Source organism: Acinetobacter sp. I-MWF (assembly GCF_025433935.1).
In the GTDB taxonomy this organism is placed as follows: Bacteria; Pseudomonadota; Gammaproteobacteria; order Pseudomonadales; family Moraxellaceae; genus Acinetobacter; species Acinetobacter guillouiae.
In genome coordinates, this window is record NZ_JAMBAR010000001.1 from 521,160 (window position 1) to 537,597 (window position 16,438).

Annotated in this window: 15 protein-coding genes; 1 reads left to right on the top strand and 14 read right to left on the bottom strand. The window is 38.2% G+C overall.

The window, feature by feature from the left end; genetic code table 11:
• Positions 1–203: 203 nt before the first annotated feature.
• Genes tatC through tatA form a run of 3 tightly spaced genes read right to left on the bottom strand, consistent with a single transcriptional unit; the run spans position 204 to position 1,680 of the window.
• Complete coding sequence (gene tatC / locus M2R48_RS02540; protein WP_004818877.1) at positions 204–986, bottom strand: twin-arginine translocase subunit TatC; 783 nt, start codon at positions 984–986, stop codon at positions 204–206.
• The gene (tatB, locus tag M2R48_RS02545; RefSeq protein WP_004818879.1) at positions 983–1,438 is read right to left on the bottom strand and encodes a Sec-independent protein translocase protein TatB; all 456 of its coding nucleotides are present in this window, start codon (positions 1,436–1,438) and stop codon (positions 983–985) included. The genes tatC and tatB overlap by 4 nt, the downstream gene beginning before the upstream one ends.
• A 17-nt stretch (positions 1,439–1,455) precedes the next feature.
• Entirely contained in the window at positions 1,456–1,680 is a 225-nt protein-coding gene (tatA, locus tag M2R48_RS02550) for a Sec-independent protein translocase subunit TatA (RefSeq protein WP_004726505.1), read from the bottom strand.
• Positions 1,681–1,854: 174 nt separating this feature from the next.
• Between tatA and M2R48_RS02555 the strand changes: the two genes are divergently transcribed.
• A complete protein-coding gene (locus M2R48_RS02555) occupies positions 1,855–2,730 on the top strand; it encodes a permease (protein ID WP_262084989.1) in 876 nt (291 codons plus the stop codon).
• Positions 2,731–2,855: 125 nt separating this feature from the next.
• Here M2R48_RS02555 and rdgB read toward each other — a convergent pair whose 3' ends face one another.
• From rdgB to M2R48_RS02610, 11 genes are all read right to left on the bottom strand, one after another.
• Complete coding sequence (gene rdgB / locus M2R48_RS02560; protein ID WP_262084990.1) at positions 2,856–3,479, bottom strand: RdgB/HAM1 family non-canonical purine NTP pyrophosphatase; 624 nt, start codon at positions 3,477–3,479, stop codon at positions 2,856–2,858.
• An 84-nt stretch (positions 3,480–3,563) separates the two neighbouring features.
• Positions 3,564–4,061 (bottom strand): hypothetical protein, encoded by a 498-nt coding sequence (locus tag M2R48_RS02565; protein ID WP_262084991.1) that lies wholly within the window; start codon positions 4,059–4,061, stop codon positions 3,564–3,566.
• Between the two features lie 27 nt (positions 4,062–4,088).
• Positions 4,089–4,466: a DUF4440 domain-containing protein gene (locus tag M2R48_RS02570; protein ID WP_262084992.1), complete on the bottom strand. Its 378-nt coding sequence runs from the start codon at positions 4,464–4,466 to the stop codon at positions 4,089–4,091.
• 84 nt (positions 4,467–4,550) lie between these two features.
• Positions 4,551–5,147, bottom strand: a complete 597-nt coding sequence (locus M2R48_RS02575; protein ID WP_262084993.1) for a tetratricopeptide repeat protein — start codon at positions 5,145–5,147, stop codon at positions 4,551–4,553.
• The gene (metW, locus tag M2R48_RS02580; protein ID WP_004726517.1) at positions 5,144–5,737 is read right to left on the bottom strand and encodes a methionine biosynthesis protein MetW; all 594 of its coding nucleotides are present in this window, start codon (positions 5,735–5,737) and stop codon (positions 5,144–5,146) included. The genes M2R48_RS02575 and metW overlap by 4 nt, the downstream gene beginning before the upstream one ends.
• Positions 5,737–6,897, bottom strand: coding sequence for a homoserine O-acetyltransferase (locus tag M2R48_RS02585; protein WP_004818891.1), 1,161 nt, complete (start codon positions 6,895–6,897; stop codon positions 5,737–5,739). The genes metW and M2R48_RS02585 overlap by 1 nt, the downstream gene beginning before the upstream one ends.
• A gap of 464 nt (positions 6,898–7,361) precedes the next feature.
• A complete protein-coding gene (leuA, locus tag M2R48_RS02590) occupies positions 7,362–9,059 on the bottom strand; it encodes a 2-isopropylmalate synthase (protein WP_004818892.1) in 1,698 nt (565 codons plus the stop codon).
• A 278-nt stretch (positions 9,060–9,337) separates the two neighbouring features.
• Entirely contained in the window at positions 9,338–10,438 is a 1,101-nt protein-coding gene (locus M2R48_RS02595) for an alpha-hydroxy acid oxidase (protein ID WP_262084994.1), read from the bottom strand.
• Positions 10,439–10,500: 62 nt separating this feature from the next.
• Positions 10,501–11,184 carry a Fe2+-dependent dioxygenase gene (locus M2R48_RS02600; protein WP_239046491.1) on the bottom strand — a complete coding sequence of 228 codons (684 nt, stop codon included), beginning with the start codon at positions 11,182–11,184 and terminating at the stop codon, positions 10,501–10,503.
• A 72-nt stretch (positions 11,185–11,256) separates the two neighbouring features.
• On the bottom strand, positions 11,257–13,596 hold the full coding sequence (locus M2R48_RS02605; RefSeq protein WP_262084995.1) for a TonB-dependent receptor: 2,340 nt from the start codon (positions 13,594–13,596) through the stop codon (positions 11,257–11,259).
• A gap of 419 nt (positions 13,597–14,015) precedes the next feature.
• Positions 14,016–16,241: a TonB-dependent receptor gene (locus M2R48_RS02610; protein ID WP_224964712.1), complete on the bottom strand. Its 2,226-nt coding sequence runs from the start codon at positions 16,239–16,241 to the stop codon at positions 14,016–14,018.
• Positions 16,242–16,438 lie beyond the last annotated feature (197 nt).

The following is a 16,438-nucleotide window of genomic DNA, read 5'->3' on the forward strand; positions in this document are numbered from 1 at the left end:
ACTTTCAATCGCAATATAATTCACTCAACATGATCATTTTTGACTTATGAAATAGATCTAATGTATTCGAATAAAAGGGCTCTGAAGATTAAGCAATAGACTTTTTTTTATAGTTGTTTCTAAAAAGAATTTAACACGCTTAAAAATAAAAAATGACCTCAAAAGAAGTCATTTAAATATTAAAAAGCTTTTTATTTTGATACTTAAGCATCTACAGTTTTACGCTTTTCAATCACTTTACCCAGCAATAAACCCAGCTCAAATAGCATCCACATTGGAATTGCGAGCATGATCATTGAAATTGCATCTGGTGGGGTAATAAACATAGATACGAAGAAACATCCCACCACGATAAAGCGGCGCTTTTCAGCCAATGTTTTAGTGGTGACCAAGCCAACTAAAATTAACACTAAAGTAATGATCGGGATTTCAAATGTTACGCCAAAGACCAAGAATAATTTTAGGCAGAAGCTTAAATAACTATTGATATCAGTCATTGGCGCGACGGTTTCTGGTGAAACACTGATAAAGAAATGCAGGATAGATGGCAATGCAATAAAGTAAGCAAAAGCAATCCCTGAATAAAACAGCACAATACTGCCAAACAACAACGGAAATGCTAGATTTTTTTCTTTTTCGTATAATGCAGGTTTAATAAACGCCCAAAGTTGATAGATGATAAAGGGCATCGCCAACATCAGCGCAATAAAGAAGTTTAACTTAAACGGCGCCATGAAGGTTGCTGTAACATCAGTTGCAATCATGGTTGAAGTTGCAGGTAATTGTTTTCTGAGTGGTTCTGATAATGCAATATAGGTCTTATTGGCAAATGGCAATAAACAAAAAAATATAGCGATGAGTGCGCCAACAATTTTAAATAAATGCTTACGTAACACCATCAAGTGTTGGGTAATCGGCATCGCATCTAAAGGCGGCGTCTCGGTAGATGAGGCATCATGTACTTGTGGTGCTAATGAGTCGCTCATACAGCCACCTTCAATTGCGGTACTTCTTTAACAAGAACAATTTGTGGTCGAGTTACAGTACAGTTTTGTTTATCTAACCAAGTCTTTGACATATAAATAGCGGGAACCGTAATATCAAGTTTATGATAAGTCGTGTGAATTTTTTTATTGTCTGTTATTGCGAGATGACTTTCTTGTTCTACAGCAATTTTTTGTTGCTGTAACTCCTGCATCTGAGCCTGCATTTTTTGTTCAAGTTCTTGAATTTTTTGCATCTCTTGTTGCATTTGTTCTCTAAATTCAGAAAGACGTAATTCACGGTCGATGTCATTTTGGACACTACTAATTGCACGTTTAAATTTGCTATACCATTTGGCAGCAAAACGCGCAGCTTCAGGAAGTTTATCTGGTCCCAATACTAAAAGAGCAATGATCCCAAACACTAACAGTTCTGAAAATCCAACATCTAACATGATCTACGCCTCACCGATTAGTGTTTTACTGTAGAGTTCACATCAGTATTGCTTGTTTGATGTTCTAGTGTACGCGTTTCAGTCAGTGAAGCAGTTGTTGCCTCTTCTTCTTTAATTGATTTCTTAAAATCTTTGACGGCACCACCAACATCTTTACCTAAGTTTTTTAGCTTTGATGTACCAAATAGTAGAATCACAACAATTGCAAAAATAAGTACATGCCAAATCGATAATCCAGCCATAGTTTTAACTCCTATTTATTAACAGCTATAACAACAGTTATCTATGACAAAAAAGTGACACTAATATTTCAATTTAAAGACAGACAATATTTATAGATTATTTTGATATGTTAAACGTCATCTATATTTGGAAAATGCTAGTATGTTCATGATTTGAGAATAAGGTGTAGTATTGTGGCTTTGTTATTTCCAGTTTTATCATTTATCTGTGGGCTGATACTGGCGAATAGCAAATTTTCAGTAAACTTAAAATCACTCATGTCTTTGCTGTTGGCTCGCTTATTTATCCCGATTGTGATTATTTACAATATGGTATTTTATAAATCGGGTAGTATTGCTTTAATTTTATTTGCTTTTTTCTCATGCTTTACGCTTTTCTTTATTTATCTCACGCTGTCTAAAGATCGTTTAGCTTCATTGTGTTTTAGCTATACCAATATGGCATGGCTCGGCTTTCCGATTGCCTTGGCTATATTTGGTCCAGACAATAGTATGCTGATGATACCGCTCTATATCGGGGTTTCAATTTTTGGAAACTCTTGGGCTGTGACTTCGGTGAGCTCAGCTCCACAATCCAAACGATTGCTTATCAAAAAAGTATTGCAATCGCCACCTGTGATTGCCTTGATCATTGCAGGGCTTTTACGTTGTTTTGATGTGCAACAGTTTCAGACAAATGATTGGATTAATTGGATTTATACTCTGGCTAAATGGAGTATGAGTTTTACCGGTATGTGTGTATTGGGGATGTGGTTAAGAAAAACCAAAGTCCATATCGAGGATTTACTGTCCAGTACTAAGCTCGCAATATTAAAGTTAGTTTGTGGTGTTGTATTGTGCAGTCTGGCTTATTTCTTTTTACCTGTTCCACAGATCCATCAATATATTGGGGTGATGTTTTTACTGTTTTGTTTACCGCCAGCCGCCAATATTGTCGCATTGGAAACCCACTATCAAGGCACTGGCGTTTCAGCAAAATATATTGCTTCAGGAACGATAGTCAGTTGTGTGGTATGTGTCCTATACGGTGCATTGATTCATTTTTTATAGTTTTATCGGTTTATTTCGCTTCGTTTTAGATAAGCTTTAGCGATATCTATCATATTCCTCCTTTGCTCAACGGCGAGGAGGAATCTAACAAAATCATATGATCTTAAACGGCTGGTTTTAACTGCTTATTTCAAGCTTGCTTTAAACAATTGCATCGCCTGACCTCGATGGCTAATTTTATTCTTTTCTTCTTTACTCATTTCTGCGCTTGAAATATTTAGCTCGGGTAGCCAGAACAGTGGGTCATAACCGAAACCATTTTCACCACGAGCTTGCTCGAGTACTTCACCTTGCCAGATCCCTTGGTAGATTTGTGGTAAAGGGTCATCTGCATGTTCAACCAATGCCAATACGCACACGAACATTGCTTCAATCGCTTGATCGTCTTGGCGTAAAGGCTTAAGGTTTTCCAGCAATTTTGCATTATTGGCTGCATCATCGCCATGTTCACCGGCATAACGTGCAGAGTAAATTCCAGGTGCTCCACCTAATACGGGAACGCAAATCCCAGAATCATCTGCAATCGCAGGTTTACCTGAAATACGGCTTGCATGACGTGCTTTGATAATTGCATTTTCAATAAAGCTTAAGCCATCTTCAATCGCGTCTTCGATATTCAGTCGACCTTGAGGAATCACTTCAACGGGTAAAGCCAATTCAGCAAACAATTTTTCAAATTCAGCAATTTTGCCTTTGTTATTGCTTGCGAGTACCAGTGTTCCTTGTGATAACCAATCTTTTGATGACATGATGCAGACTCAAAATTTAAAATTGAATTATTTTAACTTAATCTGTGTCATAAAATATGGCTAAATTCTCTTGTTCTTTACGCTTTACTGGATGTGTTTTGCTTTTGCGCTAATGCGTTTGTCCAATTCTTGTTTTAAATCGAGAACATCCTCATTTTTCATAAAACCTAGTCCAAGATTGAGTTTCTGTTTGCTGTTATCTTTCATGATAAAAAGTAAATAATATTGTCGATCAAGTAAGGTTTTTTTTAGCTCAACTTCATAGATCTCCGGTATTTTAATGTTTTTTTTAATTATCACTCGACCTTTAAAATCAATGCTTCTAATCATGTCTTGGGAGAGGGTTAAAATAGGACGTTGATTGCTAAACATCTGAATAGCTTTATTACTGAAAAAATAAGCAATGAAACCCAAAGGCGTAACAAGAAATAGCGAAAAGAGACTTTTTAAGCCATTCTTCCATTCAAACATTTCCAAGATTAAAAGCACGGTCGCAGCCCAAAAGGGGCAGGCCAAAATTCCAGCAAAAATCGCCAAAGGAATCATTTGTTTGCGTGAAGCATAATATTTTTTCTTTTGCATATTTTTCCATACATAGAAGAACTCGATTTACTTCTCAAAAGCACAAGTGGTGCCTTGATGGAAAATCATTTGCCATATACCGTGATCATTCATAACCCAAATTGAACTGCGTAAAGCCACATTGTATTGAGCTTGAGTTGCCACATTGATTTGATGGCTTTGATAGGTCAGTAAAACGCTATGATCAGATAACGGCTGAACTTGAAAATCCTGTGCTTGAATGATGTCGCTATCTGTATCATTTAAAAGTGCTTCAATCATTTGGGCTTTATGCACAACCCACCCTGATTTGGTAATTTCTTTAAAATCTGGATGTAACCGTTGATCAAGTATTTGAAAGTTTTGACGATCACGATGATGCAACCCGCATTCATATTGAATTAATTGTTTGAATAGGTCTTGCATTGTCAACAATCCCAGCTGAAATACTTAAATAGATGGCAGTAAAAAAAGCACCCGAAGGTGCTTTTATGATTGATGAGAATCAAATTATTGAGCTTGAATCCATTGATCTGCACGTTGTGTTGCAGTACGAATTTGGTCTTGAGTTAAGTTAGCAGCCAAAGCAGTTTTCTTGGTTTGCGACATGTTAATTACTTTATTGTCTAACATACCATCACGTGTAGAAAGCTCATACCACTGATAAGCGCCCATGTAGTTTTTCTTTTGCTCTTCCATCACCGCAAGATTAAAGCTTGCACGGTTATCGCCGTGGCTTGCTGCTTTTTCAAAGTATTGACGTGCAGATGTTTCGCTTTTAGAAACGCCTAAACCATCAGCATACATACGACCAACATTTAACTGAGCCGCAGAAATACCTTGGTCAGCCGCAGCTTTAAACCATGTAAATGCTTGTTTAATGTCTTTAGATACACCGCCAGTACCAGCCTGGTAATGTGTTGCTAAATAAAATTGTGCAGCAGGTTGACCAGCTTTGGCTGCTTTTTGCAAATCTGTCACATTCATATGTGCATATTGCGCTGCCATTGCTGATACAGATTGTTGTTGCTGCGGTACATAGTCCGCATGGGCTTGAATACTCACTAGCCCAAAAAATAACGTACTGCCTAATAATAATTTCTTCATAGAGCGCTCACTCGATAAATAGCGACTTCGCCGAACAAATTCGGTATGGCTTTACTTAAAAAGCTACCTTGTTGGTTCCCATTTACAGCGAGTCGATCAATAATTTGAATCTGATTTTCAGCACATAATGCTTCAAAATCACGAAAGGTGCATAAGTGGATATTAGGTGTATTGTACCACATATACGGTAAGGCATCAGAAACAGGCATCTTGCCTTTCAGTGCAAGGAAAGACCGTGTTTTCCAATACGCAAAGTTAGGAAACGTAATAATTGCTTGTTTCCCCACACGCACCATATCGCGCAGAAGCACATCAGGTGCATCTACAGCTTGCAAAGCTTGTGCCATAACCACATAGTCAAAAGACTGGTCGGCAAAGCGTCCCAAACCGAGGTTTAAGTCTTGTTGTATAATATTTAACCCTTTGCTGACGGCAATTGCAATCTTTTCTTGATCGATTTCTAGCCCGTAAGCATGAATTTGCTGTTTTTTGCTCATTTGTGACAATAATTCGCCATCACCACAACCTAAATCGAGCACACTCGCACCAGCATTGATCCATTTTTCTGCAAGTTGTTGGTCAATACGCATTACAAAGCCTCCTTAGGTGTTGAATGAAGGTGTTCAATACCACCTAAAAATGCACGTAAGGATTTGACGTACAAGGGGATAGGGAATAGGAATGAGTCATGGCCCTGCTCAGCATCAATATCCAAATAACTCACAGGCTTTTGATTGGTAATCAATGCATTAACAATCTCTTGCGAACGTTCTGGGCTAAAACGCCAGTCTGTTGTAAATGACACCACTAAAAAGCGGCATTTGGTATTAGATAGGGCTTTCGTCAGTGACTGTTCATATTCACGTGATGGATCGAAATAATCCAGGGCTTTGGTCATGATCAGATAAGTATTGGCATCAAAGTTACGGCTGAATTGTTCGCCTTGATAACGCAGATAGCTTTCAACTTGGAACTCAACATCGAAACCATACATAAACTTGCCTGATTTTAAATCACGGCCAAATTTTTGTTTCATTGCTTCTTCAGAGAGGTAGGTAATATGACCCACCATACGTGCCAAAATTAAGCCACGTTTTGGATAACTATCGAGTTCTAAATAACGGCCATTGTGAAAATCTGGATCAGATAAAATAGACTGACGCGCTACTTCGTTAAATGCAATATTTTGTGCGGAAAGTTTTGGTGCGCTGGCAATGATGACACATTTTTGTAAACGGTCAGGATAATCCACTGACCATTGTAAAGCCTGCATGCCACCTAAAGAACCACCAATGATTGAATACCAAACATCTATCCCTAAGCGGTCAGAGAGGAGGGCTTGGGTTTTAACCCAATCACGTACAGTCACTAATGGAAAGTCGGGACCGTATGGGCGATTTTCATTTTCAGGGTTAGGTGAAGTGGGTCCCGTTGAGCCACTACAACCTCCAATATTGTTGAGTGCGACCACGAAAAACTTCGAGGTATCAATGGCTTTACCCGGCCCAATACATGCATCCCACCAGCCTGTTTTTTTATCGTCTTCATGGTGATAGCCAGCCGCATGATGATGCCCTGAAAGTGCATGGCAAATCAAAATTCCATTTGATTTATCTGCATTGAGCTCACCATAGGTTTCCACCATGATTTCATAGCGTGGCAATACTCGACCACACTCAAGCTCTAACGGTTCTTCAAATTCAAACTTTTGTGGAGTAACGAGCCCCACTGAATCAGCTGGAAAAGACACTGGAAATGTTCACCTTAAAATTTTAGAAGGTCGATAAATTACGGATATTAGAGATATCTAAGTCATCTGTATGGCTAATAAATTAATGATATTCCATGGTTTTCACAATAGCTTTTATCATTAAAGTTCACTTCATGATGAGTGATGATGTCTAGTAGCGTCACAATGAGTGTTTTGACTTTGCTGAAGCTCAACGTATTCTTCTTTCGAAAAAAATAAAAAGCTTAAGCTTTATAAGAGAGCGATCTTGTCAAACTTTGCTTCTCATCGCCAAACGTGTTCACTACTCGCCAACACCAGTCTGACCTCAAACAATCATGGATAAAATTTTCACGTATCTTTTATCTATACATTATCTTTAAAAGATATAAAGCTGTTTGAAGTGATTGCTTGATAACATCAATAAATAAAAGAAAGGATACCACTAGGGGGCATCCTTTCTAAAGTCTTTTAATTGATATCGCTTATACAGCAGCAGCGATGACTTGTTCAGTACTTAAAACACCTTGGTCAATTAAACGATTGGTTGCCGCAATGATTGCTTCAATTGAAGAGGTGACGATATTGTCATGTACACCAGCACCGAATGCAGATTTACCTGTGCCTTGGACTTGAAGTTCGATCAATGCCAACGCTTTTGCATGTGCGCCTGAACTGATACTACGTTCTTCGTAGTTTAAGACATCAATTGGTAATTGAAGTGCATTTAAAATCGCAGAAATTGGACCATTCCCTTCACCACGTAAGCGCTGAGTTTCACCATTGATGACCACATCAAGCTCAATCACTTGGCTACCATTTTCATCTGACAATCTATAATTTTTCGCTGAATAATGTGCATCTTTTGCAGCAACATAGGTGTCTTTAAACAAGGTCCAAATTTGTTGAGCTGAAACTTCAACGCCTTCTTCATCTGCAACTTGCTGAACAATTTGTGAGAATTCAATCTGTAAGCGACGAGGTAAAACCACGTTATAGTTTGACTCTAATAAGTAGGCAATACCGCCTTTACCCGACTGTGAGTTGACACGGATCACTGCATCATAATCACGACCTAAGTCTTTAGGGTCGATCGGTAAATAAGGCATATCCCAAATTTCTTCGTCTTTTTGGAACTCAAAGCCTTTTTTAATTGCATCTTGGTGAGAACCAGAGAAAGCAGTAAAAACCAAATCACCAGCATATGGGTGACGTGGATGTACAGGTAAACCAGTACATTCTTCTATTGTGGCAATAATTTCATTAATGTTTGAGAAATCTAACTCACATGCTACACCTTGTGTGTACATGTTTAATGCAATTGCAGCAACGTCTACGTTACCAGTACGTTCACCATTCCCAAATACACAACCTTCAACACGATCAGCACCAGCCATGATCGCTAACTCAGATGCTGCAATACCACAACCACGGTCATTGTGACAATGTACTGAAATAATCACACCATCACGACGTTGCAAATTACGATGCATCCATTCGATTTGGTCGGCATAGACATGCGGACCTGAAACCTCAACAGTTGCAGGTAAGTTTAAAATGACTTTATTGTCAGGCGATGCTTCCCAAATTTCAGTCACTGCATCACAGACATCTTTAGCAACCTCTAATTCTGTTGCTGTAAAACATTCTGGGCTGTACTGGAAAATAAATTCAGTTTCAGGCTGTTTTGCTGCATATTCTTTTACTTTGCTTGCTGCATTGATGGCCAATTGTTTTGCACCATTGACATCAACATTCAATACTTTTTTACGGAAAGTGGGTGAGTTCGAGTTATAGATATGCACAATGGCACGTTTCGCACCTTGTAAGGCTTCAAAGGTACGTGCAATTAAATGATCACGCGCTTGCACCAAGACTTCGATATAAACGTCATCTGGAATATGACCTTCTTCAATCAACTTACGAGTGAAATCAAAATCAACTTGTGATGCTGAAGGAAAGCCAATTTCAATATGTTTAAAGCCGATTTTGACCAACATTTCGAACATTTTGAATTTTTGCTCAATGTTCATTGGCTCGAAAATCGCTTGGTTACCATCACGAAGGTCGGTACTCATCCAAATTGGCGCTTTATTGATTTCGTTATTTGGCCATTGACGGTCAGGCAAGTCTACACGTTGATACATGCGACGATATTTTTTACTTGGATCAGCCAACATCATGAGGGAACTCCTTGTGTAGTTGTTGTTGCTCGTCTCTTGGGTAAAGGCAACTTACTACAAATATAGATTGTGTCTATCTGTTCAATTTACAAGTGTTTTTAAGATGAAAACACAGTAAATTTTCATAAACTTATACGTGGGTAGCACGAGATAAATCTAAACACTGATAACTTACAAATGGTTTAACTTGAGATTAATTCTAAAACAATTATCTTGGAAATAATTTCCTTAATTTGCATAAAAAATATCAGTTGAGAGAAAAATTTCCTTTGAATGACTTAATCTTGAAAAATATATTCTTGATTGATTTCTTTTACGGTAGCAGTTCCCATTAATGCCATGGTAATTTCAAATTCTTCCTTTAAAATTTTAATTACATGGGCGACACCTAAAGCACCAGCAACAGAGAGCCCGTAGATCGCAGGACGGCCAATCAGCACCGCAGATGCGCCTAATGCCAATGCTTTAAATATATCGGTACCACGACGGATTCCACCATCCAAAAGCAAAGGAAAATCATGAGGAACAACTGCCTTAATTTTTGCTAAGGCGATCAGTGGGGAAATACTCGTATTGAGTACTCGTCCGCCATGATTAGAAACGATTAAGCCTTTTACGCCGATTTCGACTGCTTTTTTTGCATCGAGTGGATGTAGCACACCCTTTAAAATTACAGGCAAATGGCTATGGGCAATTATAAATTCGATATCTGCCCATTTGGGTGCAATTTGCATTAAACCGTTGAATACAGGATGTTGATGCTCAGAAATTTCGGGCAGGGGAATGTGGGTGGGTGTATGGGGGTGTTGCATGCCTTCTGGCAATTGAAAATTCACCCGACGATCACGATCACGAATCCCTGTATGCGGTGAATCTACTGTAATCACAAGTGCTTTAAAATTTTGTTGTTCTGCGAGTCGAACTAAGGCCAATGATTTTTCACGATCACCTTGCCAATACAGTTGGAACCATTTCAGCGGGTTTTCTTGTTTTAAACTTCGCATATCGGTATTGGTGAAAGTGCTCAGTACAATATTACTTCCTAAAACTTCGGCTGCCAGTGCAGCCGCAGCTTCGCCCTCTGGGTGGAACAATTGTTGATGTCCAATCGGTGCAAGAAAAATTGGATGAGGAAAATTTTGTCCTAAAATCTCACATTCGGTCGAGCCTTGAGTTAAGTCATTGAGCAGTCTTGGAATCAGTTGAATATTTTTAAATTGTTGTAAGTTTTCTTGAACACTTTGCTCATCCATCGCCCCACCTTGCAAATAGTGCCAAGTGTTTTCAGGCAGATGCTGTTCTGCTTGTTTCTCGTAATCCGCAATGGTCTGTAAATATGCTGGAATTTGAGTGAGTGGTGCTTGGATTTTTTTACTCATTTATTGATTGTCCAAATTTATACAAAACACTTTCGTTACAATAATGACTTGCAAGCTAAAATTTATAAATCACTCCATTCGCGTAGGAGGTTGTGATAGATCCCCGTAAGACTGATCACTTGCTCATGTGTAGCAGATAGCTCGATGGTCAGCTTTTGAATATTTTGATCTAAGTCAAAGAGAATTCGTCGTTGCGCATCGGACGATACAAAGCTTTGTACCCAAAAGAACGAGGCAATACGTGCACCTTCAGTGACTGGGTTGACCTGATGTAAACTGGTAGAAGAATAGACAATTGCATCGCCAGCTGGAAGTTTTACTTCTTGTGTACCAAAAGTGTCTTCGATCACCAGTTCACCGCCATCATATTCATCGGGATTGGTGAGAAAAACAGTGCAAGACACATCTGTCCTTAAGTACTGATTGAGTTGAGGATGGCGACGGATAGCATTATCAACATGCATCCCAAAATTTCCACCGTGTTGATAACAATTAAACAGCGGAGGTAAAAATGTTTTTGGAAGTGCGGCACTAAAGAACAAAGGATTTGCGTTGGCAGCATTTTGAATGATTTGTCCAAGCTCTAATGCTTGTTGAGAATCTTGAGCCAGTTGTAAATTATTTTTTAAATGCGCAGATTGATAGCCTGTTGTTGCTTTTCCATCTGTCCACTCTGCTTGAGAAAGTGTCTGACGACAATGATTCAGTTCATCCAGACTGAGTAAATTTGGAATATGTAAAATCATGATTTTCTTCCCCAAAAAAGAAACAGCGCCTGATGAATCAGACGCTGAATTTTAACATAGATTGATTAAATCTTAGAACTTATAGTTGATGTTGAATACGCCTTTGCGACCCTCACCAGGCATTGCCCAACCATTGTTGCGGATATGAGTATAGTACTTCTCATCACTTAAGTTTTGCCCCAATAATTGGAAACTTAAATCTTTGTTGTAGCTGTAGGTTACAGAAGCATTGTGAATCACATAATCTTCAGACTTGACCTGCGGCACAAGATTATTCGTCGCTGAACGTGTGCTTAAATACATTTCACCTTGATAGGTTAAGCCATAGCCAGCTTGCCACTGATCATTGAATTGATACGTTGTCCATAAGCTGCCTGAAACTTTAGGCACATTGACCAACTTGTCACCTTTTTGGAAGTCAATATTCGGCGAACCATTGACTTTAGTTTGGTCATATTCTCCTTCCATATAAGCAGCACTAGCGGTGATGTTCCATTTTGGTGTAATTTCACCCGCTAAACCAAGTTCAACACCTTGGACATAGTTTTTACCATCTAATTTTGCATCTGGTTGTCCAGGTATATCATTGGTTACACGGACTTTATCTTGTTCATTGCGAAATACTGCGGCAGACACTAAGAAGTTAGGATTTGCTTGCCATTTTGCCCCCACTTCATAGGCAACTGCATTCTCAGGGTCTGTATTGCAAGAATTTGCTGTGATTGCATTGTTGGTAATAGTTTGAGAGCAGCCACCACTTGCAGTATTTTGTACTGGCTTTTGAGCATTAGCATAAGATAAATAAAGACTGGTTGCTGGTGTTGGTTTAAATGTCAAACCAGCATTATAGGAAATTAAATTATCAGACTGTTTATAGTTTTGACCACGCGTTACAGTTGCATTGGTTGTTGAAATAGTATCCGAACGATATTGACCGTCAGTATAATCATTACGCACACCAAGGTTAAGTAACCATTGTTCACCAAACTTTAAAGTATCAAACAAATACGCTGAATAAACATTTAAGTAGCCTTCAGCAACACCAGTTTTACGGAAGTTTGTTGGACCATGCCAAAAGTTATCTGGATTGTATACATCCATGTAAAGTGGGTTAGTAATAGAACTGCCTGCTGATGAACCATTTGAATTATATAAATAGCCAGCTGTGGTAATCGCATAGTCTTCACGACTAAAGCCCACCCCAGCGACAAGAGCATGATCGACAACGCCAGTTTTGAATTGCACATTGATGTTGGTGTCATTGGCAAATTGCTTATTATGGGTATCACGATAATAACCACGTGGGCCAGAAATATAATATGAACCCTTTGGAACAGTAATCGTGGTTGAACCAGAAGTTACATTACAATTTTTATAGCCAGTTTGGTTGGTATTGGTCAATGCTGTTGGTGATGTGCCATCTGCTAAACAGAATGTTCCTTGTGGTGCAGAAACAGTCGCTTTTTGTTGAATATCACTATAACGAGTAATGGAGTTCAGTTTTGCGTTGGGACTGATCTCGCTTTCTACTTTAAATGTGACAACCTGATTTTCAATATCTTGTTGATCTAAGTTGCTATAGCCATAGTTATTTTTATCTGAAATCCCTTTGACTGGTTTGCCATTATAATAAGGCACGCCGTACTGTGGATCATTTTCATCTTTTTGATATAAGTACGATAAAGTTGCCTTCGTGGTATCACTGATTCCAAAAGTAACCGAAGGTGCAATTCCCCAACGTTTCATTTCTTCATCACGACCTGCATAGGTATTTTGATGTCCCATTACATTTAAACGAAATGCTAAATCTTCATCTACAACTTTATTAAAATCACCTGTAAAGCGTTTATAGCTATCTGAACCAAAACCTAAAGTAACTTCATTGCTGTCACGATTCTTAGGCGTTTTAGAGACTAAATTGACACCACCACTGATTTGTCCTACACCATTTTCAACAGAGTTCGCACCTTTGATGATTTCAACAGCTTCATAGTTGAATAAATCAGAACGGTTAGTTAATGCTGCATCACGTAAGCCATCTACAGTTGTGTTATAGGTTGCATCATAACCCCGTAGGTTGATTTTATCGCCATAACCACCACCACCTTCGCCAGCACCAAAACTAATGCCTGGAGTTGTTGCAAGGGCTTGTTGTAGTGAAAGTAAGCCTTGATCTTTGAGTGCTTTTTCCGTGATGACCTGAACGGTTTTAGCTGTATCTAAAATGGTTTCTGTACGCTTAGTCGAGGATGTTTTTGCTGCTAAATATGCAGTATTTTGTTCTGCTCGAGCTTGAATCGTCGGGAGCTGTATAGTTGTATCTTCAGTTGCTGCAAAAGCTAGGTTGGGTAAAGCAATTGCAAGTGCAACTGTTTTAACTTTTTTGTTTTTTACAGAATTTTTTTGAGCCATTTTTTGCGTCCATCGCAGGTTGTGTCAAACTTAACCAATACTGCTCAGGAAACTTCATGACGCAATAATGGAGAAATTGTTAAGGTATGTAACTAGTGTTGCGAATTCTAATGATAATTATTTTCATTCACAATAAATAGTAAGTGATTATTCATACGGAAAAACTGTTTAATTCATTCAATATAATTAAAGAAAGCTATAGGAGATATGATTGATGGAGTTTGATCATATTGCTGAAATCTAAAGTATTTTTAATGATTGGTAAAAAGTAACTATTGGAAATTATAGAATTATTTTTTAGTAAGGGTTAATAACAATGAGATTTATCTTTAATAAAAGACACAACAAGCTAAATTATAGGTAAAAAATGGCCCCTATGAACAGGAGCCATTTCACTTTAATTTTTAAAGTATTAACTATTAATATTTAAAGTTAATTGATAAGACAGCATTACGGCCTTCAGCTTCTGTTGCATAGTGAGATGCATAGGCTTTAGTAAAATAACGCTTGTCTGAAAGGTTGTTTACATTAAGCTGTAAATCAACATTTTTGTTAACATTGTAACGAGCCATTGCATCATAACGGACATAGCCAGATACATACTTAGTATTCGCAGCATCACCATAGACTTTGTCCATACCTAATGCACCAGCACCAACAGTTAACTGTGGAAGAACTTGATACGTTGTCCAAAGTGTTGCAGAGTTTTTAGGTACGTTAGGAAGTTGTTTGCCTTTCGCTGGGTTAGGGTATGTACATGTTCCAGCACGATTACATGACGGGCCAGGATTGGTCATTTCACTGTCTAGATAAGAGTATCCAGCCGTAATATCCCATTTGTCTGTAATTTTACCTGTAGCACTAAGTTCAACACCATCAACTTTACTTTCACCACCGTTGGTGTAGGTGCCAGCATCTAATTGGATACGAGTATTTTGTTTTTCTGTACGGAATACAGCAGCTGTCAAGTTTAAGCGATCATTGAAGAGGTCCCATTTAGTTCCAACTTCATAGGTACGTGCTTCTTCTGGCTTTAAGTCCATATAAGCTTGTCCGATCGCTTCCGAACCATCACCACCATCAACACCCACTGGGTTAGCTGATGTTGCATAGCTTGCATAGATCGAACCATTTTTCATAGGTTTATATGTCAAACCAGCTTGGTAAGTAAAAAAGTCTTTATTATTTTCTAGTTTAGCGCCTGTTGCATTCGTCACTTGTTCAGTGTCAAATTTGTCCCAACGAACACCTAGGTCAAGTAGCCATTGTGGATTAAATTCAATATTGTCAAGCAAATAAACTGATGTAACTTTTGTTGTGGTTGTAGTGGTATTACGATTGGCAACTGCTGAACCTAACCATTCTTCTTTCGAATTTGGATTTGTTAAAGACGTACACCATGCATCATTGATTTTACAATCGCTGTTGAAACCACCAGTTGTAGTACCTGTATAACCTGGATAAGTAGTTGTATAGCTACCTTTATCTGATTTTTGATCACTATATTCTGCACCAACATTAAACTTATGCTTAATTGCACCAGTGTTAAATTTACCAGTCAATGCAAGTTGATCTGTGAAAATATCTGTGTCAGTAATACGTGAGTTAATACGACGCCAAACTTTATCATTTAGGACATTACCTTTTGAGTCATCTGGTTGAGTCCAAAGATAATCATTCGTTGACTTGTTATACACTGCAGTATTGGTAATGGTTAAATTGTCAGTTAAATCATGTTCTAATTTAATTGTACCAATTTGGTTTTCTTGTTTTTGAAAATCACGATCATGTAAACCATAGTAAATGCCTTGTTTAACATCTACAGGCTTACCAAAAGTTGCTTTTTTCGAAGCATCATAATTATATGGCACACCCGAATCTGGTGTATCGTCTGACTTTAAATAGTAGTAACTTAACGTCGCACGAGTCGCAGTGTCTAAGCCAAAAGTAATACTTGGCGCAATACCAGCACGTTTATATTCTGCGCCGTCATGTTGACCCGCTTTCTCATTTTGGTGTCCCATTACTGCAATACGAGCAGCAATCCCATTGCCAAAATCTTTATTGCCATCTAGGGTAATACGTTGGTAGTTATCTGTACCACCCGCAACAGAGCCTTCTAAAGCATCGCCTTTTTTAGCGACTTTAGAAATCATGTTTACACTACCACCAACCGAACCAGCACCACCAAGTGAAGATGCTGACCCTTTTATGACTTCTACTTGTTCTACTGCAAACATTTCACGGTTTTGTGAAGTGGAATTACGCACACCATCCACAAACATAGAACTTTCAGAGTTATAACCACGAATAAATGGACGATCACCATTTGGGTTACCACCTTCACCAGCACCAAGGGTAATTCCTGGAACTGTACGAAGTGCATCTGCAAGTGTTGTTACTTGAGTATCTTGAATCAGCTGTTTTGAAATAACAGATACAGATTTAGGTGTATCCAAAAGTGGCGCAACAAATTTTGTATTGGCAGACTGATCTACTTTTAAACCTTGTTCAGTCGTTGCTTGTGCTTTAATTGTTGGTAGTTTTGCGATTTCGTCTTGAGCGATGGCTGACGTTGCAATAACTGAAAGAGATGAAGCGATTGCTGTAGTAACAATCTTTTTGCGTGATTTGATAAAAGACATACTTAAACTCACTAAGAGTAGTGCAAATTTGTATGCGAATAATAATGATTCTTATTGTTTATTTCATCTGTTTGAAATTGAATTTGTCGATAGTTTTAAAAGTTTATGATGAGAAAATGAATTGAAAATATGTTGAATTTTCACTTAACTTTTTGAATTTTATTTATTTAGTTTTATTTATAGATATTTCAAAATGT